Annotated in this window: 19 protein-coding genes and 1 pseudogene; 16 read left to right on the forward strand and 4 right to left on the reverse strand. The window is 57.2% G+C overall.

What is annotated here, in order from left to right:
- Positions 1-127: 127 nt before the first annotated feature.
- Positions 128-712: pseudogene (locus CKW18_RS16280) on the forward strand (hypothetical protein); the annotation flags it as partial.
- A gap of 36 nt (positions 713-748) precedes the next feature.
- Here the strand turns inward: CKW18_RS16280 and CKW18_RS16285 are convergent.
- Positions 749-1,968, reverse strand: a protein-coding gene (locus CKW18_RS16285; protein WP_371857637.1) for an IS3 family transposase whose coding sequence is annotated in 2 segments (ribosomal slippage) — positions 749-1,623 and positions 1,623-1,968 — 1,221 coding nt in all. Because the reading frame shifts where the segments join, the coding sequence is not laid out codon by codon here.
- 288 nt (positions 1,969-2,256) lie between these two features.
- On the opposite strand from CKW18_RS16285, the gene CKW18_RS16295 reads away from it, so the two are divergent.
- From CKW18_RS16295 to CKW18_RS16310, 4 genes are all read left to right on the forward strand, one after another.
- A complete protein-coding gene (locus CKW18_RS16295) occupies positions 2,257-2,640 on the forward strand; it encodes a hypothetical protein (RefSeq protein WP_095189732.1) in 384 nt (127 codons plus the stop codon).
- A 90-nt stretch (positions 2,641-2,730) separates the two neighbouring features.
- Entirely contained in the window at positions 2,731-3,111 is a 381-nt protein-coding gene (locus tag CKW18_RS16300) for a hypothetical protein (RefSeq protein ID WP_095189733.1), read from the forward strand.
- Between the two features lie 61 nt (positions 3,112-3,172).
- Entirely contained in the window at positions 3,173-3,460 is a 288-nt protein-coding gene (locus tag CKW18_RS16305; RefSeq protein WP_095189734.1) for a hypothetical protein, read from the forward strand.
- Positions 3,461-3,931: 471 nt separating this feature from the next.
- Positions 3,932-4,291: a DUF6124 family protein gene (locus CKW18_RS16310; RefSeq protein ID WP_095189735.1), complete on the forward strand. Its 360-nt coding sequence runs from the start codon at positions 3,932-3,934 to the stop codon at positions 4,289-4,291.
- Positions 4,292-4,448: 157 nt separating this feature from the next.
- Here the strand turns inward: CKW18_RS16310 and CKW18_RS16315 are convergent, their stop codons facing one another.
- A complete protein-coding gene (locus CKW18_RS16315; RefSeq protein WP_256586985.1) occupies positions 4,449-4,901 on the reverse strand; it encodes a hypothetical protein in 453 nt (150 codons plus the stop codon).
- A gap of 182 nt (positions 4,902-5,083) precedes the next feature.
- Between CKW18_RS16315 and CKW18_RS16320 the strand changes: the two genes are divergently transcribed.
- Positions 5,084-7,738, forward strand: a complete 2,655-nt coding sequence (locus tag CKW18_RS16320; RefSeq protein WP_095189736.1) for a hypothetical protein — start codon at positions 5,084-5,086, stop codon at positions 7,736-7,738.
- Positions 7,738-8,154: a hypothetical protein gene (locus CKW18_RS16325; RefSeq protein ID WP_095189737.1), complete on the forward strand. Its 417-nt coding sequence runs from the start codon at positions 7,738-7,740 to the stop codon at positions 8,152-8,154. Before CKW18_RS16320 ends, CKW18_RS16325 begins: the two co-directional genes overlap by 1 nt.
- A gap of 118 nt (positions 8,155-8,272) precedes the next feature.
- Here CKW18_RS16325 and CKW18_RS16330 read toward each other — a convergent pair whose 3' ends face one another.
- Positions 8,273-8,755 (reverse strand): N-acetyltransferase, encoded by a 483-nt coding sequence (locus tag CKW18_RS16330; protein WP_095189738.1) that lies wholly within the window; start codon positions 8,753-8,755, stop codon positions 8,273-8,275.
- Positions 8,756-9,277: 522 nt separating this feature from the next.
- Here CKW18_RS16330 and CKW18_RS16335 point away from each other — a divergent pair.
- A complete protein-coding gene (locus CKW18_RS16335) occupies positions 9,278-9,637 on the forward strand; it encodes a DUF6124 family protein (RefSeq protein ID WP_095189739.1) in 360 nt (119 codons plus the stop codon).
- Positions 9,638-10,065: 428 nt separating this feature from the next.
- Here the strand turns inward: CKW18_RS16335 and gspI are convergent, their stop codons facing one another.
- Positions 10,066-10,440 carry a type II secretion system minor pseudopilin GspI gene (gene gspI, locus CKW18_RS16345; protein ID WP_095189741.1) on the reverse strand — a complete coding sequence of 125 codons (375 nt, stop codon included), beginning with the start codon at positions 10,438-10,440 and terminating at the stop codon, positions 10,066-10,068.
- Positions 10,441-10,587: 147 nt separating this feature from the next.
- Between gspI and gspG the strand changes: the two genes are divergently transcribed.
- From gspG to CKW18_RS16385, 8 genes are all read left to right on the forward strand, one after another.
- Positions 10,588-11,046: a type II secretion system major pseudopilin GspG gene (gene gspG, locus CKW18_RS16350; protein WP_095189742.1), complete on the forward strand. Its 459-nt coding sequence runs from the start codon at positions 10,588-10,590 to the stop codon at positions 11,044-11,046.
- An 8-nt stretch (positions 11,047-11,054) separates the two neighbouring features.
- A complete protein-coding gene (gene gspK / locus CKW18_RS16355) occupies positions 11,055-12,011 on the forward strand; it encodes a type II secretion system minor pseudopilin GspK (protein ID WP_095189743.1) in 957 nt (318 codons plus the stop codon).
- Positions 12,008-13,186 carry a type II secretion system protein GspL gene (gene gspL / locus CKW18_RS16360; RefSeq protein ID WP_095189744.1) on the forward strand — a complete coding sequence of 393 codons (1,179 nt, stop codon included), beginning with the start codon at positions 12,008-12,010 and terminating at the stop codon, positions 13,184-13,186. The genes gspK and gspL overlap by 4 nt, the downstream gene beginning before the upstream one ends.
- A complete protein-coding gene (gspM, locus tag CKW18_RS16365; protein WP_095189745.1) occupies positions 13,179-13,727 on the forward strand; it encodes a type II secretion system protein GspM in 549 nt (182 codons plus the stop codon). Before gspL ends, gspM begins: the two co-directional genes overlap by 8 nt.
- The gene (gene gspD, locus CKW18_RS16370) at positions 13,724-16,102 is read left to right on the forward strand and encodes a type II secretion system secretin GspD (RefSeq protein WP_095189746.1); all 2,379 of its coding nucleotides are present in this window, start codon (positions 13,724-13,726) and stop codon (positions 16,100-16,102) included. Before gspM ends, gspD begins: the two co-directional genes overlap by 4 nt.
- Positions 16,099-17,505: a type II secretion system ATPase GspE gene (gspE, locus tag CKW18_RS16375; protein ID WP_095189747.1), complete on the forward strand. Its 1,407-nt coding sequence runs from the start codon at positions 16,099-16,101 to the stop codon at positions 17,503-17,505. The genes gspD and gspE overlap by 4 nt, the downstream gene beginning before the upstream one ends.
- A complete protein-coding gene (gene gspF, locus CKW18_RS16380) occupies positions 17,505-18,716 on the forward strand; it encodes a type II secretion system inner membrane protein GspF (RefSeq protein WP_095189748.1) in 1,212 nt (403 codons plus the stop codon). The genes gspE and gspF overlap by 1 nt, the downstream gene beginning before the upstream one ends.
- A 497-nt stretch (positions 18,717-19,213) precedes the next feature.
- Positions 19,214-20,323 (forward strand): substrate-binding domain-containing protein, encoded by a 1,110-nt coding sequence (locus CKW18_RS16385; RefSeq protein WP_095189749.1) that lies wholly within the window; start codon positions 19,214-19,216, stop codon positions 20,321-20,323.
- Positions 20,324-20,511 lie beyond the last annotated feature (188 nt).

Raw genomic sequence — 20,511 nt, forward strand, 5'->3', positions numbered from 1 at the left:
GAGCACGAGGCCTGCGGCCTCGCGTTTGAATTCAGCGGAAAAAGAACGACGTTGTTTGGTCATCAGACACCTCTATCTGGCGAGCATTCTCGCCTAAATGGGTGTCCGGTTTCATTAGACCACTACAATGCTCATGGAGGCGGCTCAGAAAGTCGACGCGGCACTCAAGCCCATGAGCGACGAAGAAGCCAGCTTCATGGTTCGCTATCAGAGCCAGATAGAATCCATTCTTTCGCAAGGCTCAACATCCATTGGCGTGGGTGAATCGATCTTTGCCAAGAACCTGGAAGATGTGAAAACCTCGCTGAAGGAAATCGAAAACCTGCACCAGAAAAGTTTTCAGCGTGACGGTCATTTGCGTAGCTCAGAGTTCTTTGATGAGCGTGCACGACTGTTTGCCAAACTCGATAGACAGCTCACCGGGCTAACCAGAAAGGGCATCGGGTTCCCTGATCACCCAAGCCTGAAATCAGCCCTTGGCATATCAAGCAAAAGCCTGGTGCATCACTGGAGTCTGGCCGGTGCTCCGGGGCAGATTCCCGGTTATGCCACTCACGCGGATGGTGTCGCCAGAGCAGCCAAAGTTGTGAAGTACGGTGGCTGGATTGGTACAGCCGTAGGGGGCGGGGCGTCTTACATGAAGGTTCAAGAAGTCTGTGCGGCAGGTAATAAAGACGCCTGTGAAAAGATTAAATACACCGAGGGCGGGAGTGGACTTGCCCCTACAAAACCGGACACCAACTCCCTGTTAAATTGATGCCACTGCCAAGCGCCTGAACTCCCTCGGTGAACGGTAGTTCAAGGCGCTGTGCGGATGCTGCTCGTTGTAATGTTCGAAGGCAATTGCCAGGTTACGCAACGCCGTTTCTCGATCCGGTTTGGGCATGTGCGCCACGTAGTCACGCTTGATCGTCTTCACGAAGCTCTCGGCCATGCCATTACTCTGCGGGCTACGCACTGGTGTGGTCACCGGCTGCAAGCCGATCTGCCGAGCAAACAGGCGCGTCTGTTCGGCGGTGTAGGCCGAACCGTTATCGCTGAGCCACTGCACCGGCGTTGCAGGCAGTTGATCACCGAAGCGCTTCTCCACACTTTCCAGCATCAAGTCGCGGATATCATCGCCGCTGTACCCGGTCGGGCTCGCGACCCAGCCGATGGCTTCGCGATCACAGCAGTCCAGGGCGAAGGTCACGCTCAGTTTAGCGCCGTCCTCACAACGGAACTCAAAGCCGTCCGAGCACCAACGCGTATCGCTGGTTTGCACCGCAATACGGCCTTCGTGCCGACGCGGCACGCCGGGTTGTTTGATCCGGCGCTCAAGCAGCAGGTTGTGATCACGCATCACCCGGTAAACTCGCTTCACGTTGATCGCAGGTAGCAGCTGGGTTTCACGGGCGCGACGCAGCAATCCCCAGACTCGACGGTAGCCATAGCTGGGCAGATCGCTGACCTGTTGCTGGATTTCGGCCACCAACTCAGCGTCGTTCACAGGCCTGCTTCGCCGTGTCTTGGGCGATACCGATTGCTTGATTCGAACCGTTAATTGCGAGCGCGCCACACCGAGACATTCGCTGACCAGTTTCACTGGTCGTCCCCCGGCAACAAGGGTGAGTGCGCAATCCATTTTCGCGACCGGGCGATCTCCACGGCCTCTTTGAGGATTTCCGCTTCCATCGTTTTCTTGCCCAACATCCGTTGCAGTTCACGGATCTGCTTGAGCGCATCGCTCAGCTCGGAGGCCGGTACCACGGCTTCGCCAGCACTGACCGCCGATAGACTGCCGTCCTGGTACAGCTTGCGCCACAGGAACAACTGGTTGGCATTGATGCCGTTGCGCCGAGCCACGACCGAAACGCTTTGTCCTGGTTCAAGGCTCTCTCGAACCATGGCCAGCTTTTGCTCTGGGCTCCAGCGACGACGCCGCTCCTGGCCCAAAAGCTCACCACTCTTATCGTTGCTATTAGTCATAAACATAACCGTTTGCCTATCCCTTATCGTAAGGGGGAAACGGTGTCCTGTCTTTCATGGGGCTCGTTCAGGGAGCTTCATAGGTGGTGTGGCCGGTGGCGCGATGACAGGTGCAGCACTAACTGCTCCAGTGGTAGGTGCAATCTGTGTGGGGCTTGGCGTGCCTACGGGTGGATTGGGAACCCTCGCTTGCGGCGTGGTCGTTGTAGCGGCAGGCTCATATGCTGGCGGGGCGGTTGGAGGGGCCGGCGGTGAGATGTTCGGCGAAGTGATTTACGAGGTGACTAAATGAATACCGCTGAACTGATAGTCGGAGGATTGTGTGGCGTAGTAATTATCTCGATGCTCATCTGGATCGGGATTGCTCTCTACATTGCACATATCAAGATGGACGTGATCCTTGAACACCTCAAAAACAGCTCTGCCGGCGCTAGGTTAGCTGCGCTGAAGCACGGAGGTGCGTGGGGCAGATTGCTTTTAGTAGGTGGTGCCTCTGGCCTCGTTACGTTCACGAATTTCTATATGAGACGCGGCACGCTCAGCGCCGATGACGTAGAGAATTTTCCTTCGTCACTCAAGCAGAGACTTGTGTTGATGCAATGGAGCGCAATAGCACTGCTTTCTGCGATGGTTGTGCTGGTTGCTTTGGGGAAATCAGGAGTACTCAAGTAACCGGATGAGAAGTGTGCTCAGCCCCGTTTGAGCGCTTGGAAACTAAAAGCGAGTGAACTGGTGAGAAAATCTACTCGGCAGGGAAGTGAGTTGAACGTGGTTGATAAGGTACTTCTGTCCATTGCCATCGTTGATCTGGCAGGGCTGATTCTTTGGATAGGCCTCTGTTTGCACCTGGCCTATACGAAGATGGATTTGATGTTGGAACACCTGAAGAATTGCTCAGCCATCATGACTCGGGCACCGCTACGGCATGGTGGGCCTTGGGGAAGGCTTCTGCTTGTAGGCGGCATTTCGGGAGTTGTGACGTTCCCTAAGTTTTACTTGAAAAGGGGCGAGCTGAGCTCTGAAGATTTGGCCAGTTTCCCAGCTCCCCTCAAACGGAAGCTGGTAATGCTGCAATGGAGCGTCATTTCTCTGTTGTTGGTCATGATCAGCTTTGGGATCGCTGTTAAGTCAGGTTTTATTTAGCGGTGCTGAACAGTGAGTTATCAAAGCCAAAAAATCTGCTTCCACTTCCGGCACGGCAAAAATGAAAAAGCTTTTAATCGCGGCAATCCTCGCTGTAGCGACCATGCTCTACGTCGGCTACTACAACGCCGTTGAGGATGGCGACATCGAAACCATTGTCTTCATCAAGAAACACCCCACGTTTCAGATGAAGTTCTACAACATCCACGCCAATGATGGAGAGATCAGGAAGGTGGAGCGCCTGACGGCAGAGGAGCGGGGGTGGATTGTTGATTACTGCAGGTACCGGTTGGGCATCGATACAGACCTGAGCACTCAGGATGACGTCGATATGTGCTGGAAGAAATAGCACTGTTTATATGGCCGAGGTTGTCAGTTACGACTGGCAATCTCGGCCATTTTCTTTCGTCTGTTGGGGCGGGGACGGATCTGTCGTGGGGGCCGAGACGGAATGAGGTCTAGATAAACACCAACGTTTAAAAAGACATCTCCAGACACTCTCTCAGGCTACATATCCTTGCGCCTTTGCCTACAGCTACGCCAGAATCCGCCGGCTTGTGGGCTTTATACCTGGTCTATATCGTCTATGGGTCGCTGGCAACCCAGCGACCGGGTTTAGCGACCTGACCAGGTATAAGTACAACGACGCTCCAGTTTGTCGCAGACGTTTGCGACGACGATATGGTGGCTGTGCGTGGGAGACCTTCGGGTCTGCCGGGTCTTATACCTCTCGGTTCGCTAACCCGCGTACAGCTGCCACCCTTACTTGTTTAGCGACAGGTGTTGGTGGTTCCACCAGGTATAAATTTGGAGCGTCACCATGATCAAACCAACACCCAACCCGCCCGAATCTATCTGCACGTCCCCCTACGAATCCATCGATTCCAAAAAACTCCACGAAGCCGCCGACCGCGCGCTCGACCATTACCTCTGTCCACCCGGTTCCATGCCGCCCCCACGTAAAAACCGTGGGATGTACGCCGTGACGGCGGACAATAAAACCGAAGAACTGCTGGTCGATGCCAGTGCAACACTCGCTTCGGCCAAAACCATCGCCCAGAACGTCTCCAGCCTGTTGCCGGCATCGCAGCGCCATGCGCTGGCGGGAATTGCGCAGTTGATTATGCTCGGAGAGTTGGCTGTGAATCGGGCTTTGGATAATTTGCAATTGCCGGAGTGATGCGGGTGTTGGGATCACCTGGTGATTGATCGGGCGTTCATTCTGGCGCTTTCGCGAGCAGGCTCGCTCTCACAGGGTTTTATGCTGATGGCAGATGTTGTGTGCGACGCTGAAACCTGTGGGAGCAGTTGATTATTACCGTGCCATCCTCGTGTGGTTATTGAGGCGCTTCAGGACATTCGCGGGTCCATCGTGTCACGGTCATGTCATTGAATTGCTCACCGATGGTATCGACGCGTAGGCAAGTTCCTTTCTTCGCGTAGTACAAGATGCAGCGCGAGCTATCAAACGAGCAGGTATCCAGTTCGAAAAAACTGCGTGTAGCCAGCTCCTTCTCCACACCACTGTATTCATAGCCGTCGTTGGTATGCATCCGCGTCGGCTTCCATCCTTGTTTGAGTAGCTTGGACTTGGCCGCAGCCAAACGCTCACCGACGACGATGCCTGCTGGCCCTCGCTGGTCGTTTGGCGCCTGTGAGGCATCTGCAAACGTTGCGCTGATACCCATGCAATAAAGTGCGAAAAATGCGAGGGTCGAAGCCTTCATTTGATCGTTCTTATAGCCGCTTTTTAGCTCGACAATGGTGATTTCTTCTGCCTGGCTTCTCATAATCCCCCCGCATCGCCAGCGAAAGAGAATCCTATACGATTAAGTCGGTGGAGCATGGTTTGACGAGGGGTATTCAGGGTTTCCCAATGCCTTTACTATCGGCGCCCCTCACAAATGTCACGGTCAAAACAGCTTGATACAAAACCGAGCGGACCAAAGGAAATGGAAAGCAAGAGTAAGTTATGGAAAAGCAAAGCAAGGTCGAACACTGGGCATATCCGTTCAAGCTAAAGCGAGCAGGTAACCAGCACGTCGAGGCACAGGATCCCAAGCAATACTATGAAGCATTGGCGAAGGCCCACGGTGGGTTCTACCCGATGGGTACTAATGGTTCATGGCATGGTGGAATTCATTTTGATGGAGGAACGGGAGATGTCCTCGATCAATCCTCAGTGCGCTGTATCGCAGACGGAGAGGTAATCGCATATCGAGTCGACGAGACTGCCCCCGTCACAGAGTATTTCGGTGAGCATATGCGTGTTGTACAAGCCCCGTATTCCACAGGACTCGTACTTATCCGGCACCGACTCGAGATACCGAGCCAAAATAGTGATCAAGATGAGAACGCACCACCAGTTGGAGAGCTGATTTTTTACAGCCTCTACATGCACTTGCTTGACTGGGCTGGCTACCAGAAACACGATGCGCCTCTGCCTCCAGCTCTTTTTGGGCCGTTGACCTATAGCCCAAAAGCAGAGAAATCTGCCGATAATTTCCTCGGGTTGAACACTAGGGCTGGAGCCCCTAGAACTGCTGCCCACAGCATCAAAAATGCCATTTTGCCCAAAGGTGTAAAAATCAGAACCGCGGAGTCAGCGGCCGCCCCCAATGAAAATTGGAAGAAGCTGAGCGCCGTGCTTGAAGGGAACTCCATTCCCCAAACGATTAGTGAGGCATGGGTTTACACCGGAGAGCTTGAGGCTGCTGGTCCCGACATCTATTTAGTGTCCGTACGGTCCAATGATTTGAATACGGGGTTGCTGCCTGGGAAAGGGTTGAATGTCTATAAAACCTCAAAGGGGAAACAAAAAAACTCGATAACAGGCGTCTTGCCTTTAGGGGTGAAGCTCACTCTGGAAGACGGTAGCGGAGATCTTCGGAAAATCAGCAGTCTCACCGAGGGCGTGGATACCTTCCCGCTTACAGCTGAAAGTGCCAAAAATATTCATGGTTACGTAGCCATTAGTGCCTTGCAAGCACAGCCAAGCAAGCCGGTTACTGATTCTTTTCATCTTTTGCCAGAACCTTACAAAGTCAAGGCGGGGGAAGTAGTCGGACATCTAGGACCTTATCAAAACGTCACTGACAGTGAATCAAAGTCGCTCCTGCATTTAGAGATTTTTAGCTGTGATGACGTACCAACGTTTATCGCTAAAAGTCGAAATCATGCAAAAGCTTTGGCTGAGACACAAAAAACACTACTAAAAATCCACAAGGGTGCGAGTCGGCTGATTAAGCATAAGGACGGTATTAATGCCCAAAACCCACCTGATATATGTCAGGAAGGGGCAGTTGTTGGAGCCGATCTTATAATTCCTCAGCGGGTTCTTGAGGATCTGCCTGCAACCTATCAGTTGTCAGATAATAAAACCTTTCCCGCGAGCACGCCGGCCCAAACTATTCGCTGGTGGCGCTTGGACAACTTACTCGAAGACTCAGAAGGTCATCCGATCAATGGCTGGCTTGGTGAGCAGGACTTGATTACTACTCGTCATAGTCCTTGGGAGTGGGAGGGTTTTGAATTCATCGAGGAGAGCGGGAAGCCGGTTGAGCATCTTGCCCATCTTCTGGATACACGAGGCTTACTCAGTAACGAAGAGCGAGAAAACTATCGTGCCAAAATTAGCCAGGCAGATAACGGCCCAGTCAAGCAAAGGCTTTACGATATCGTAGATCCTAACAAGGATAATAAATTTAGTGTCGAAGAGATTCACTCTGCATTAGCTAAACTCTGGCATGCTCAATCAATATCACAACTCATGACACGTTATGAAAGTGAGTGGTTTTGGAACGCTGAAAAATGGGACGAGCTTGACCCTCTGCTCAACCATTCGCCATCACAGCCGAATCAAAACTGGGTGAATGAGAAAAAAAGAATCGAAAAGTTGTCGTGGTGGAAAAACGCTGGCTTATCGACTGATGGGAAAGCATGGCACTTTCATCTAATGGGATTGCTTGGGAACTTTACCTATCCGACTGATGATAATGATTTGAAGTGGCTGAAGGTGCCTTACGGACAACTGACATTCAATGTCGAGGGGAACGACTTTGAAGATGCTGGACATCCTGCTCATCGCTATTTCAGCCGAGTCGTGCACTGGCCAGAAGGTGTGTCAGGGGTGACGATCGGTCGAGGATACGACCTGGGTCAACAGGCTGATCCAAGGGCGGACTTAATTAATGCCGGAGTAAAAGAGCCTCTCTTGTCGTGGTTGGTTGGGGCGAAAGGCTTGCATGGTCAAGCCGCAAAAGCATATTTAGATAATGCGAGCCAAGAAATCAGAAAACATGTAATAACAAGAAAGCAGCAATACATGTTATTCATATCTGTTTATGAATTCATGAAAAAAGACATTTTTAGGATTTCGGGCACAACTAGCAACGTAGAGAAATATGGTGCCTTGCAATGGGAAAGTGTTAATAAAAAAATTCAAGACGTCATTGTAGATCTTCGATACCGAGGAGACTATCACGTGGAATCCAGAAAATTCATTCAAAGGCCTTTTACTGATAATGATCTGGCGAAAATAAAAGTAGAAATGTCGAAGCATAGTAATTGGGTAGGTGTGCCACCAAATAGGTTCGCCGAAAGAAAAAGTTACTTGGAGAGTAATTAATGCGTATTTTACGTCTGGCAGCGTACACGGTTTTTGGACTGGCCTGTCTTTCATCTGCGACAGCGGCTGAGTTTGACTACAAACGGGTCTACCAAGCAGATGCAGGGAAAATAGGTAAATATATTGTCAGGTATTTGAGGACATTCGATTCCCCGTGCATACGGGTGCAATCGCTCTTGCCCGGGGGTAACGGCAAAATAGTTAAAGAAAAAGAGCTATGCTCCATTGATGGTAAAAGCTTTCTCGACGGGTACACCCAAGTTGAATTGAAAAAAGGAGAGTTTAAAGAAGAGAAACTGACTTTCTTGTTTGAGATAATGCCGCTTGAGCCAGCACCCGAGTTTTCAAAAACATGTACTGTTCCATTTAAGGATGGCGCGCCTCAGGATCTTGTTTGTGAAACGATAACGCCGTGAGTTGAAAGCTCTGGAGGAAAAGGGGACGAATTTATTTTTTAAAAATAGATCCGTCCTTTTGAATGCAGATGCCCATCTAGCGGTGCAACCTCTGACGGGGCACCGCAACAAGATCTGCCTAGTCGCCAAAATCAACGGCATTACCGCTAGCCCGGACATAATAATTATCGAATTCACCGCTTTCGACGAACACGAAGCCATGGCGAGTGTAAAAACGATTTGAAGCGCTTTCCTTGAGAGCTCCCACCTTGATGGGGCGCCCGATCTCATCAGCCTCTCTGAAAATCCGAGTAAGCACTTCAGAGCCGATTCCTGCTCCTTGAGCACTGGGTATCACATACAAGTGGTCAAGCAGAAGCTCGCTCTGCTGGTCTTTGATTACGACAAAACCGACCAGATCACCTGATACTTCTATGCGGCGTGTGCTGTTAGCGTCGAACCCACCAATAAATCGTTCGCGCGCACGATCCGGGTCAAATCGTCCAAGCCGTTCAAGGCTCTCGCGCATGGCCTCAATCCGGATGGCTACCAGATCTTCCAGGTCGTTACTGGAAGCTGCGCTTAAAACGACAGCGGTGTTTTGATCAGCGGAGGTTGGCATAACAGGCACCCTAAACATGGCCGGTCGGTGATTATAGAGAACAGAATCCGCATAACCACTGCGGCCTCGGTTCAATGGAGACGATGGCTCTATATCAGCTTCAGGGGGATGTGTTCGCCGGACGCTTAGTCTGTTGGGGCAAGGGGACGGACGCAATGAGGATTCCGATAAACACCAACGTTTAAAAAGACATCTCCAGACACTCTCCCAGGCTACATATCCTTGCGCCTTTGCCTACAGCTGCGCCAGAATCCGCCGGCTTGTGCGCCTTGGGGGCGGGTTCTATTGTGGTTCGGTCGCTGACGAATCAGCGATCGGGTTTCGCAGCCCGGATCAATCAAGGCGCACAGCGCTCCCAATCTCGTTGCCATTTTCGGCAATGGTGCTTTATGGCGGCTGTGCGCGGGATACCTTCGGGTATGCCGGGTGCCTTGATTCCCGGTCTGCGAACCTGCGTACAGCTGCCACCTCTCTTCGTTTCGCAGCGAAATGTGGCGGCTCCAATAATCAAGGAGCTCCACCATGATCAAACCAACACCCAACCCGCCCGAAACCGCCTCGGTTTCCCCCTACGAATCCATCGACTCCAAAAAACTCCACGAAGCCGCCGACCGCGCTCTCGACCATTACCTCTGTCCGCCCGGTTCCACGCCGCCCCCACGTAACACCCGTGGGATGTACGCGGTAACCGCGGACAACAAAAACGAAGAACTGCTGATCGATGCCAGTGAAACACTTGCTTCGGCGCAAACCATTGCCCAGAACGTCGCCAGTCTGTTGCCGGCTTCGCAGCGTCGGGCGTTGTTGGGGATTGCGCAGTTGATCATGCTCGGGGAATTGGCGGTGAATCGGGCTTTGGATAATTTGCAATTGCCGGGGTGATGCGGGTGTCGGGATTATCCAGTGATTGATTGGGTGTTCATTCTGGCGCCTTCGCGAGCAGGCTCGCTCCCACAAGGTTTTGTGTTGGTCATTGATGTTGTGTCCGGCGCTGAAACCTTTGGGAGCTGGGCTGGCAGCGATGGCGATGACACATGCGCTGTTTCCGTTGCCTGAGATATTTGTGTGGGAGCAGCCGAAGGCTCGGGCCGCGATCGGACGATCTTTTGATTTTGATCCTGAAAAACAAGATCAAAAGATCGCAGCCTTCGGCAGCTCCTTGTATCTCGACTATCGCTCCATCAGGAGCGATAGTTCTCGACTGATCATCGAGGGAGGGATTTGGAAGCCGTGCAGCTCCTTAGGCTTTTTGCCTGTGATGTAGATCGTGCTCCAGCCCTCCACACTCACTCGTATAGTTCGAACGGTATCTACAGGGGGCGGGTGAGTAGGGTTTCGAGTTTTTCCAGTGGCGGCGCATCCTGGTTGCGGTCGAATACTTGGATGCCGATCTTCAGCAATCGACCATTCTCCGCCGTTGCGATCACTTGCTCGCAGCGCAGCAATAGTCGCCCCTGATCGCAATCCTGCGACTTCATCCCCATCGGCAACCGACCCTCCAGCCGCAACTCCGCCAAACGGCTTTGCCCGGCCAATAGAGCAATCGACCGATCCCGCAACACCCCATTGCTCTGCGTCATCAACCCCGCCACGCGTACAGCCGCTGACATCGCCACGGCAATAATCGCCAGTGCCACCAGCACTTCAATCAGGGTGAAACCCGCTTCTTGCGAACGCGCACGCATAAATGGCCCAAAACCAAAGCACAGCCCTCGACGCTAACCCCCGTCCTTGACGGCTTGACGACGAAAACTCCCGAGGATTTTCAACATCCCTGACATATCTTCTTGCAACACTGCGCGTCGAATCGAATCAAGCCAAGGAATGTCGAGATGGATATCGCACAGTTCAAACCGCTTAAAAAGTCGCCTCGGTTGCCCCATGACCAGCAGGGTTTCACCCTGATCGAGATTATGGTGGTTGTGGTGATTCTCGGGATTCTGGCGGCGATGGTGGTGCCCAAGGTGCTCGATCGTCCGGATCAGGCGCGGGCGACGGCGGCGAAGCAGGACATTGGCGGGTTGATGCAGGCCTTGAAGTTGTATCGCCTCGACCATGGCACTTATCCGAGCATGAACCAGAGTTTGAAAGTGCTGGTGGAGCGGCCGGCGGATGCGAAGAACAGCAACTGGCGTTCGTACCTGGAGCGTTTGCCGAATGATCCGTGGGGCCGTCCTTATCAGTACCTCAACCCCGGTGCCAACGGCGAGATTGACATTTTTTCGCTCGGTGCCGACGGTCAGCCGGACGGCGACGGCGTGAATGCCGATATCGGTTCCTGGCAGCTGTAAGGCCGGCCATGAACAGACATTCGCCTGATGGGGCGAAGCAACAGGGCATGGCGATCATCAGCGCGCTGCTGATTGCGGCCGTGGTGGCGGTGATTGCGGCGGGCATGTTGACCCGCCAGAGCGTGTCGACCCGTGCGCTGGAGGCCGATCAGCAGCGTGTGCAGGGGCGCTGGATTGCGCAGGGCGGCGTGGAGATCAGCCGTCAGTTGCTGTGGGATGCCCGCCAGCGCGATCCGCTGACCCGGCTCGATCAGCCGTGGGCACAGCGCTTGGTGGCCCAGGGTTTCGAGGGGCGGCTGGAGGACGAGCAGGGCAAGTTCAACCTGCGCAATCTGGTGGCCAACGAGCGTGTCGATGAAGCGCAGGTGCAGGCGTTTCAGCGTTTGTGCGAGTTGATCGGGATCAGCGCCGGTTTGAATCAGCGCATCCGTCAGCGGGTGATCGAGTCGTACCCGCGCCTGTTGAATCCGCAAATGGCCGAGAACAACAACGGCTTCGACAGCGGTCGGGCGACGTCGCCTAACGCCTCGCGCAAACCACAAAATCCAAAGTTGCCGATGCTGCGCAGTCTCGATGATTTGCGCAGTGTTGACGGCGTCAATGACGCGGTGATCGGCAAACTGGCGCCGTACCTCACGGTGATTCCCGCGACCACTTGGGTCAACGGCAATACCGCCACCGCACCGGTGCTGGCAGCGTATGTGCCGGGGCTGTCGCTGGAGCGCGCGCAGGCGTTGATCAATGAGCGTGACGCCGGGCGCTGGTTCATCAACCGTGGCGATTTCGTCAACCGCTTGCGCATGCCGAAGCTGGAAGTCAGCAGCGTCAAGGTCGGCATCACCAGTGACTGGTTTCGCCTGCGTGGCGAAGCCCGGCGCGAGCAGCGTCGGGTCAGCCTTGAGGCGTTGTTGCATCGCAGCCAGGACCGGTTGCCGCAGGTGATCTGGTCGCGGGTGGGCGTATGACTCAGCTAAGGGTTGCGCTGCCGCCATTGGCGGAGCTGGAGCTGGACAGCACGGTGAATTGCGCCTGGCTGGATCGTCAGGGCCAGGTCAGCCGTGAAGACTGGCTGACGTTGGCGCAGTTGGGGCAGTTGCCGAAACTGCCGCCGCTGCTGTGTTTTCTGCACCCAGCGGACAGCCTGCTGGCGAGTATCGATCTGCCGCCGCTGCCGGGCAACAAAACGGCAGCGGCGGTGCAGTGTGCGGCGCAGGCGCTGATGCTCGGCGACAGCAGCGAAATGCACATCGCCCACAGTCCGCGTGACGAAGCGGGGCGGGTGCAGATTGCGTGGGCGCCACGTCAGCGTCTGTTGCACCTTGCGCAGTTACTCAAGCAATCCGGCCTTAACCTGCGCGGTCTGTACCCGGCGGCGTACAGCTTGCCGGTGCTGCCGGGCCTTGTCGCGTATGTGCAGGACGGCCATCTGTTGCTGCGCGAAAGCCTGCAATCGGCGCGGGTGCAACCGTTGTTTGATGAGGGCGTCGACAACACGCTGTGGGAGCCGGGCGTAACGCTGCACTGGATAGGCACTGCGCCGCCACCGGGCGCCGAACTGCCCATGAGCGAGGCGCAGCGCTGGACCGGGCCGGTAACGGGTTGGGGCTTGCACGGTGTGCTGCAACAACAAGTCACTGACCATCGTGGTTGGGGGCGGGCGCTAGGGTTGTCGGCGCTGGCCGTGGCGGTGTGGGTGATCGGTTTGAATCTGTATGCCGCGCGCGAAGCGAGTCAGGGTCAGCAACTCAAGACGCAAATGAATCTGCGGGTGAAGCAGGCCTTCCCCGAGTTGCCGGTGATCCTCAATCCGCTGCAGCAGGCCCGCCAGCAATTGGCGGCGCGGCAAAAAGGCGCGGTCGACGATCCGGCGCAGAACTTCAGTCGCCTGGTGTTGCAGGCGGGCACCGGCATGCCGTTCATGGCCGGTAGCGTCGGGCGTCTGGCCTATGTCGACGGCACGTTGCAACTGAGTCTGCTGACCGACGCCCGTCGCAGCGGCAATGACAAGGATTGGCAAAACGCCCTGGCCCAGGCCGGGATCAGCGCGACGGCTGACGACGAGGGCTGGACGTTGCGCCCGGCCGCTGAAGCCACCGCCAGTGAAACCGAAGACAACCGCAGCGAGGCAGAAGATGAATAAGGCTGCGTTGGCGATTTACCGCGCCCGCTGGCAGGGCTTCAACCGTCAGTTGCAGGCGCGTTGGCAGCCGTTGGCGTTGCGCGAGAAACGCATGGTTGCGGGGATGGCCATCGCGCTGTTCGGTCTGTTGGTCTGGGTGGCGCTGATTCAGCCACCGCTGAAAAAAATCACTTATTGGCAAAGCGAAACGCCGAAGCTGCGCGCGCAAACCGAAGCACTGGAAGTGCTGCTGCGCGAGGTCAGCGTGCGCCCGGACGGGCAAAGCGTCGGCCAGTCGCTGGAGCAAACCCTGCTGGCCAGTGGTCTGGCCGGACACTATCAATTACAGGCGGCGGATTCGGCTTCGTGGCAACTGACCTTCGACGCCGCGCCGGCCGACGCGGTACTCGACTGGTTGTTGAGCCAGCCGTCGCAACTTTCTCTGCAAGTGGTCGAAGCCCGTTTGCAACGCGTGGAAAACGCTTCGACCGAAGTCACTGCCGGCACTTTGTCAGGCACCGTTCGCATGGATCAGGCGCTGGGCGCTAAGGAAGCTTCATGAAGGGGTCAGGATCCAAACCGGCACGCATGGCACTGCCGATGCTGCTGATGGCGTTGAGCGCGTGCAGCAACACCAGCACACCGCAGAACCAGCCGCCGTTGCTGGTCGACAGCGAACTCGGTCGGCCATTGGCCAACACTCAGCGCAGCGGCGATGCGGTACTCGACCGCGAGCGGGCGCAGGCACAAGCCCGACCGGCGCCAAAGCAGTTGCACAACATCACCGAGCGCAGCCGTGGCGGCGGCGCGGCACGCGGGACCACGCTGCCGAGCAATCCGCTGGGTGAGCAACCGGTCACGCTGAATTTTGTCGAGGCGGATATTCAAGCGGTGGTGCGCGCGTTGTCGCGTTCGACGGGTCAGCAGTTTCTCGTCGATCCACGGGTCAAAGGCAACATGACGCTGGTTTCAGAGGGGCAGGTGCCGGCGCGTCAGGCTTACGACATGTTGCTGTCGGCGTTGCGTATGCAGGGTTTCGCCGTGGTCGATGTCGGTGGGGTCGCCCAGGTGGTGCCGGAGGCTGATGCAAAACTGCTTGGCGGGCCGATCTACAGCGCTGACAAACCCGCCGGTAACGGCATGCTGACCCGCACGTTCCGCCTGCAATACGAGAACGCGGTGAACCTGATTCCGGTGCTGCGCCCGATCGTCTCGCCGAACAATCCGATCAACGCCTACCCTGGCAACAACACCATTGTCGTCACCGATTACGCCGAGAACCTCAATCGTGTTGCGCAGTTGATCGCCGGCATCGACACGCAGAGCGCCATCGATACCGACGTGGTGCAGATCCAGAACGGTATCGCCGCCGACATCGCACCGATGGTCGCCGATTTGCTCGACGCGCCGGGCAACGATCCGACGCAAAAAATTGCCGTGATTGGTGATCCGCGTTCCAACACCATCATCATCCGTGCCGGTAGTCCCGAGCGCACGGAGTTGGCGCGCAACCTGATCTACAAACTCGACAACGCGCAGAGCAATCCGAGCAACCTGCATGTGGTATATCTGCGTAACGCGCAAGCGGCGAAACTGGCGCAGGCGTTACGCGGTTTGCTCACGGGCGAAAGTGACAGCGGCACCAGCGACAGTGCGCGTTCGGTGCTCAGTGCGATGGGCAGCAGCGGCAATAATGGTGGTTCGAGCGCTCAGAGTGGCACGCAAACCAGTGGCGCTACTTCGACCACTTCCAGCAATGGCAGCACGGGCGGCAGTTATGCGCAGGGCAGCAGCCCGACCAGCAGCAGCGGCACCCAGACCAGCGAGCAAAACGTCGCCTTCAGCGCGGGCGGCGTGACGATTCAGGCTGACGCGACCACCAACACCTTGCTGATTTCCGCGCCCGAACCGCTGTACCGCAACCTGCGCGAGGTCATCGACTTGCTCGACCAACGCCGCGCACAAGTGGTGATTGAAAGCCTGATCGTCGAAGTTGGTGAGGACGATGCCAGTGAATTCGGCGTGCAGTGGCAGACCGGCAACCTCGGCGGCAATGGCGTGATCGGCGGGGCGAATCTGGGTGGTTCGGGGATCAACGTCAACGGCAAGACCAGCATCGACGTACTGCCACAAGGTTTAAACCTCGGTTACGTCAACGGCACGGTCGACATTCCCGGCATCGGCAAGATTCTCGACCTCAAGGTGCTGGCCCGGGCCTTGAAGAGCAAGGGCGGCACCAACGTGCTGTCGACGCCGAACCTGCTGACGCTGGACAACGAAGCAGCGAGTATTTTTGTCGGCCAGACCATTCCGTTTGTCAGCGGCAGCTACGTCACTGGCGGCGGTGGCACCAGCAACAACCCGTTCCAGACCGTGACCCGCGAAGAGGTGGGGCTGAAGCTCAACGTGCGCCCACAGATTTCCGAGGGCGGCACGGTCAAGCTCGATATCTATCAGGAAGTCAGCAGCATCGACGAACGCGCGTCCACCAGCGCGAATGCGGCGGGCATCGTTACCAACAAACGTGCGATCGACACCAGCATCTTGCTCGACGACGGACAAATCATGGTGCTCGGCGGCTTGCTGCAGGATGGCTACAGCCAGAGCAATGACGCGGTGCCGTGGTTGTCGACGATACCGGGGATTGGCGCGCTGTTTCGCAACGAACGCCGGGCGATCACCAAGACCAACCTGATGGTGTTCCTGCGCCCGTACATCATTCGCGACAGCGAAGCGGGGCGCGGCATCACGCTGAACCGCTACGACTTCATGCGCCGGGCGCAGGGTGGTTTGCAACCGGAGCGCAGTTGGGCAATGCCGGATATGCAAGCGCCGCAGTTGCCGACGGCGGCGCAGGGGGTTCCAAGTTCGGTTCCGGCTTCGGGCCCCCGTGCGACCATCAAAGCCGTTCCGATTGAGGGAGGCCCGCGTCTGTGAGTCTTTTGCCTTACGCCTGGGCCAAGGCGCAGCGCATTCTTTTGTGCGATGGCGTGCTGACGGTGTGCCCGTCGACACCGGGCTGGTCGATCAGTGAAGCGCGGCGGCAGTTCGGCGCGAGCACGATACAGCGCGTGCGCGACGATGAACTCGATGGCCTGCTCGCCACGGCTTACGCCGACACCGGCAGCGCCGCGGCGGTGGTCGGTGCGGCAGAAAACGAAGTCGACCTCGACCGACTCATGCAGGACATGCCGGAAATCACCGACCTGCTCGACACCCAGGACGGCGCGCCGGTGATCCGCATGATCAACGCCTTGCTGACCCAGGCCGCCCGCGACGAGGCCAGCGACATTCATATCGAACCGTTCGAAACCCATTCGGTGGTGCGCTACCGCGTCGACGGCACACTGCGCGATGTGGTCTCGCCGCGCAAGGCGTTGCACGGTGCGCTGGTGTCGCGGATCAAGATCATGGCGCAGCTCGACATCGCCGAAAAACGCCTGCCGCAGGACGGTCGCATTGCCTTGCGCGTCGCGGGTCGGCCGATCGATATTCGTGTCTCGACCGTGCCCACCGGCCATGGCGAACGGGTGGTGATGCGTCTGCTCGACAAGCAGGCCGGGCGCTTGCATCTGGAAACGTTGGGCATGGACGCGCAGGTGCTGGCCAAACTCGATCACCTGATCCGCCAGCCCCACGGCATCGTGCTGGTCACCGGCCCCACGGGCAGCGGCAAGACCACCAGCCTCTACGCGGCGCTGGCGCGGCTGGACGCGAGCACCAGCAACATCCTCACCGTTGAAGATCCGGTGGAATACGACCTGCCGGGCATCAGCCAGATTCAGGTCAACGCCAAAATCGACATGACCTTTGCCCTGGCACTGCGGGCGATTCTGCGCCAGGACCCGGACATCATCATGATCGGCGAGATCCGCGATCTGGAAACCGCACAAATCGCCGTGCAGGCCTCGCTGACCGGTCACCTGGTGCTGGCGACGTTGCACACCAACGACGCGGTGTCGGCGGTCAACCGCTTGATCGACATGGGCGTGGAGCCGTTTCTCTTGGCCTCGTCGATGCTCGGCGTGCTCGCCCAGCGACTGGTGCGACGGCTGTGCAAGGCGTGCAAACAGGAAGACCCGGCAGCCCGCGGTACATGGCGGCCGGTCGGCTGCGTAACGTGCAATCACACCGGTTACAGCGGCCGCACCGGCATTCATGAGTTGTTCTGCATCGACGACGACATCCGCACGCTGATCCACCAAGGGGCAGGGGAGCAGGCCTTGCGCGCCGCTGCCGCCAAGGCCGGCATGTTCAGCCTGCGTGAAGACGGTGAACGCTGGATCCGCAGCGGCGCCACCGCCCCTGAAGAAATCCTCCGTGTGACACGGGACGCCTGATGAATCGCTATCGTTTTGAAGCCGCCGACGCCACCGGCAAGATCGAATCCGGGCATCTGGAAGCCGACAGTCAAACCGCCGCGTTCAGTGCCTTGCGCGGACGTGGTTTGACCGCGTTGTCGGTGCACAAGGAAAGCAATGTCGCCAGCCACGGCGGTGGTGGACTGTTCAGCGCGAAACTCTCGGACAACGATCTGGCCTGGGCCACGCGGCAATTGGCGAGTCTGTTGGGCGCGAGTCTGCCGTTGGAAGCGGCGCTGAGTGCCACGGTCGAGCAAGCCGAGAAGAAGCACATCGCCCACACCCTCAGCGCCGTGCGTGCGGATGTGCGCAGCGGCATGCGTCTGGCCGAATCGCTGGCGGCGCGGCCACGGGACTTTCCCGAGATCTACCGCGCGTTGATTGCGGCGGGGGAAGAGTCCGGCGATCTGGCGCAGGTGATGGAACGGCTGGCCGATTACATCGAGGAGCGCAACAACCTGCGCGGCAAAATTCTCACGGCGTTTATCTATCCCGGTGTGGTCGGGCTGGTGTCGATCGGCATTGTGATTTTCCTGCTCAGCTACGTGGTGCCGCAGGTGGTCAGTGCGTTTTCCCAAGCGCGGCAGGATTTGCCGGGGCTGACCCTGGCGATGCTCACCGCCAGTGATTTCATTCGCGCTTGGGGTTGGCTGTGTGCGGCGATCATCGCCGGGGCGTTCTGGAGTTGGCGGCTTTATTTGCGTAATCCGGCGGCGCGTTTGAGTTGGCATCATCGGGCGTTGAAGTTGCCGCTGTTCGGGCGGTTCATTCTGGGGCTGAACACCGCACGTTTCGCCTCGACGCTGGCGATTCTTGGTGGCGCCGGGGTGCCGTTATTACGCGCACTGGAGGCGGCGCGGCAGACGCTGTCCAACGACCGCTTGAGCCTGAGCGTCAGCGACGCCACGGCCAAGGTGCGCGAGGGCGTCAACCTCGCTGCGGCATTACGCGTGGAGAACGTGTTCCCGCCGGTGCTGATCCATTTGATCGCCAGTGGCGAGAAAACCGGTTCGCTGCCGCCGATGCTTGAGCGCGCGGCGCAGACCTTGTCTCGGGATATCGAGCGCCGGGCAATGGGCATGACCGCGCTGCTTGAACCCTTGATGATTGTGGTGATGGGTGGGGTGGTGCTGGTGATTGTGATGGCGGTGCTGTTGCCGATTATTGAGATCAACCAGTTGGTGCAGTAGTGATATGCCTGATGCCTTGGTGGTGTCTGGGCTGGCCTCTTCGCGAGCAGGCTCGCTCCCACAGGGATTGAAGTTGTTAATGCAATTTACTTCACAACACAGAACCCTGTGGGAGCGGGCTTGCTCGCGAAGGGGCCAGTCAGGGCAATAAATAATCCAGATTTTTTTCCAGGACTTCAGCATCACCCGACCGTTGATTCCACCATCCTCGGGTTCTCCTTTCTGTCATCTGCAACGACCCGTCAACGGCTCCAGCCCGATTCAGCCAAACCCCTGAGCCAGACACGTCACCGCGCCCCCCAAACACCCGAGAAATCCCCCCGAAAATCACCGCGCACCTCCCGAGGTTTTTTCCTTTATCTGTCACCGGAAACTGCGAATTTCTCAGTGCGACTTAACCACGGCCAACGCTAGCGAGGGCCAGGTGAGTCTTCCCAGTGTCATGCAAGTTCCCTGAAAACCTGTGTTCACAACCTACGTTGAAAAGGAGATTCTTCATGTTCAAGCGCACTCTGATCGCCGCTTCCCTGACCGTCGCCGCTCTGGCTTCCGCGCAAGCCATGGCCGTTACCGGTGGTGGTGCAACGCTGCCAGCCGCTCTGTACAAAGGCTCAGCCGACAGCATCCTGCCAGCCAACTTCAGCTACGCCGCCATCGGCAGCGGCGGTGGCAAGACGGCCTTCCTGAAGAACAATCCAGCCGGCTTCGGCACCACCGGCACCGTGCATTTCGCCGGCAGCGACTCGATCCTCAGCGCTTCGGAACTGAGCACCTACGACACCGACTTCGGTGCTGCTTACGGCCCGCTGATCCAATTGCCTTCGGTAGCCACTTCGGTTGCCATCCCGTACAAAAAAACCGGTCAGACTGCTTTGAACCTGACCAGCGCCCAGCTGTGCGATGCCTTCTCCGGCGCGAAAACCACTTGGGGCGAGCTGCTGGGTACTTCCGACGCCACCAAGATCCGCATTGTTTATCGCAACGTCTCCAGCGGCACTTCGGAAATCCTGACCCGCCACCTGGCTTCGGTCTGCCCGACTCAGTTCACCACCAGCAGCACCTTCACCAGCGCTCGTCTGCCAGCCGGTTCGACCCTGCCTTCGAACTGGGTCGGCGTAGCCAGCACTTCTGAAGTAGCCACCACTGTGAACGCAGTCGACGGTTCCATCGGTTATGTCGGTCCGGACGGTGTTGACGTTACCAGCAACGCTGTGGTTGCCCGCGTCAACGGCGTTCAGCCAACGTCGCTCAACGTGACCCTGGCCCTGTCGTCGGTTTCCGCGCCTGCGACTCAAGCGGCGGCTTCCAACCCGGCCAACTGGTCGCCAGTGGTGGCTAACCCGGCTTCGGGTTACAAACTGGCTGCCTACACCAACTTCATCTTCGGCCAGTGCTACAAGGATGCAGCGGTGGCCGCTGACGTCAAAGCCTTCCTGACCACTCACTACAGCATCCCAGGCAACAACGCTGCGACTCAGGCTCACAAGTTCGTCGCTGTGCCTAACGCCTGGAAAAACGCTGTAACCGCAAGCTTCATCACCAACACTTCCGGCTACAACCTGGACATCAACAACGCTAGCGTCTGCAACGCTATCGGTCGTCCTTAAGCTCAAGCTGGCGTAATCGAAAGGGCGGCAACCTTCGGGTTGCCGCCCTTTTTTTGCTCGAATACACCGCGAACATGAAGTTTGTGTGACATCCGTTCGGTCGCGCCCCTCGCCAACGGCCTATGTCGTAACAGCAGGTTTTTGCACGCCTGCGGCCTTGCGTGGCAACCCAAGTGTGGCAATCAAAA

It is taken from the genome of Pseudomonas sp. Irchel 3E19, assembly GCF_900187585.1.
In the GTDB taxonomy this organism is placed as follows: Bacteria; Pseudomonadota; Gammaproteobacteria; order Pseudomonadales; family Pseudomonadaceae; genus Aquipseudomonas; species Aquipseudomonas baetica.

Bases quoted from the DNA above. Each gene is read 5' to 3' on its own strand.
- CKW18_RS16315 (WP_256586985.1), bottom strand. From the start codon at position 4,901: ATGAGAAGCCAGGCAGAAGAAATCACCATTGTCGAGCTAAAAAGCGGC.
- CKW18_RS16320 (WP_095189736.1), top strand. From the start codon at position 5,084: ATGGAAAAGCAAAGCAAGGTCGAACACTGGGCATATCCGTTCAAGCTA.
- gspG (WP_095189742.1), top strand. From the start codon at position 10,588: ATGGATATCGCACAGTTCAAACCGCTTAAAAAGTCGCCTCGGTTGCCC.
- CKW18_RS16295 (WP_095189732.1), top strand. From the start codon at position 2,257: ATGAATACCGCTGAACTGATAGTCGGAGGATTGTGTGGCGTAGTAATT.
- gspD (WP_095189746.1), top strand. From the start codon at position 13,724: ATGAAGGGGTCAGGATCCAAACCGGCACGCATGGCACTGCCGATGCTG.
- CKW18_RS16335 (WP_095189739.1), top strand. From the start codon at position 9,278: ATGATCAAACCAACACCCAACCCGCCCGAAACCGCCTCGGTTTCCCCC.
- gspK (WP_095189743.1), top strand. From the start codon at position 11,055: ATGAACAGACATTCGCCTGATGGGGCGAAGCAACAGGGCATGGCGATC.
- CKW18_RS16305 (WP_095189734.1), top strand. From the start codon at position 3,173: ATGAAAAAGCTTTTAATCGCGGCAATCCTCGCTGTAGCGACCATGCTC.
- CKW18_RS16325 (WP_095189737.1), top strand. From the start codon at position 7,738: ATGCGTATTTTACGTCTGGCAGCGTACACGGTTTTTGGACTGGCCTGT.
- gspF (WP_095189748.1), top strand. From the start codon at position 17,505: ATGAATCGCTATCGTTTTGAAGCCGCCGACGCCACCGGCAAGATCGAA.
- CKW18_RS16330 (WP_095189738.1), bottom strand. From the start codon at position 8,755: ATGCCAACCTCCGCTGATCAAAACACCGCTGTCGTTTTAAGCGCAGCT.
- gspI (WP_095189741.1), bottom strand. From the start codon at position 10,440: ATGCGTGCGCGTTCGCAAGAAGCGGGTTTCACCCTGATTGAAGTGCTG.
- gspL (WP_095189744.1), top strand. From the start codon at position 12,008: ATGACTCAGCTAAGGGTTGCGCTGCCGCCATTGGCGGAGCTGGAGCTG.
- gspM (WP_095189745.1), top strand. From the start codon at position 13,179: ATGAATAAGGCTGCGTTGGCGATTTACCGCGCCCGCTGGCAGGGCTTC.
- CKW18_RS16385 (WP_095189749.1), top strand. From the start codon at position 19,214: ATGTTCAAGCGCACTCTGATCGCCGCTTCCCTGACCGTCGCCGCTCTG.
- CKW18_RS16310 (WP_095189735.1), top strand. From the start codon at position 3,932: ATGATCAAACCAACACCCAACCCGCCCGAATCTATCTGCACGTCCCCC.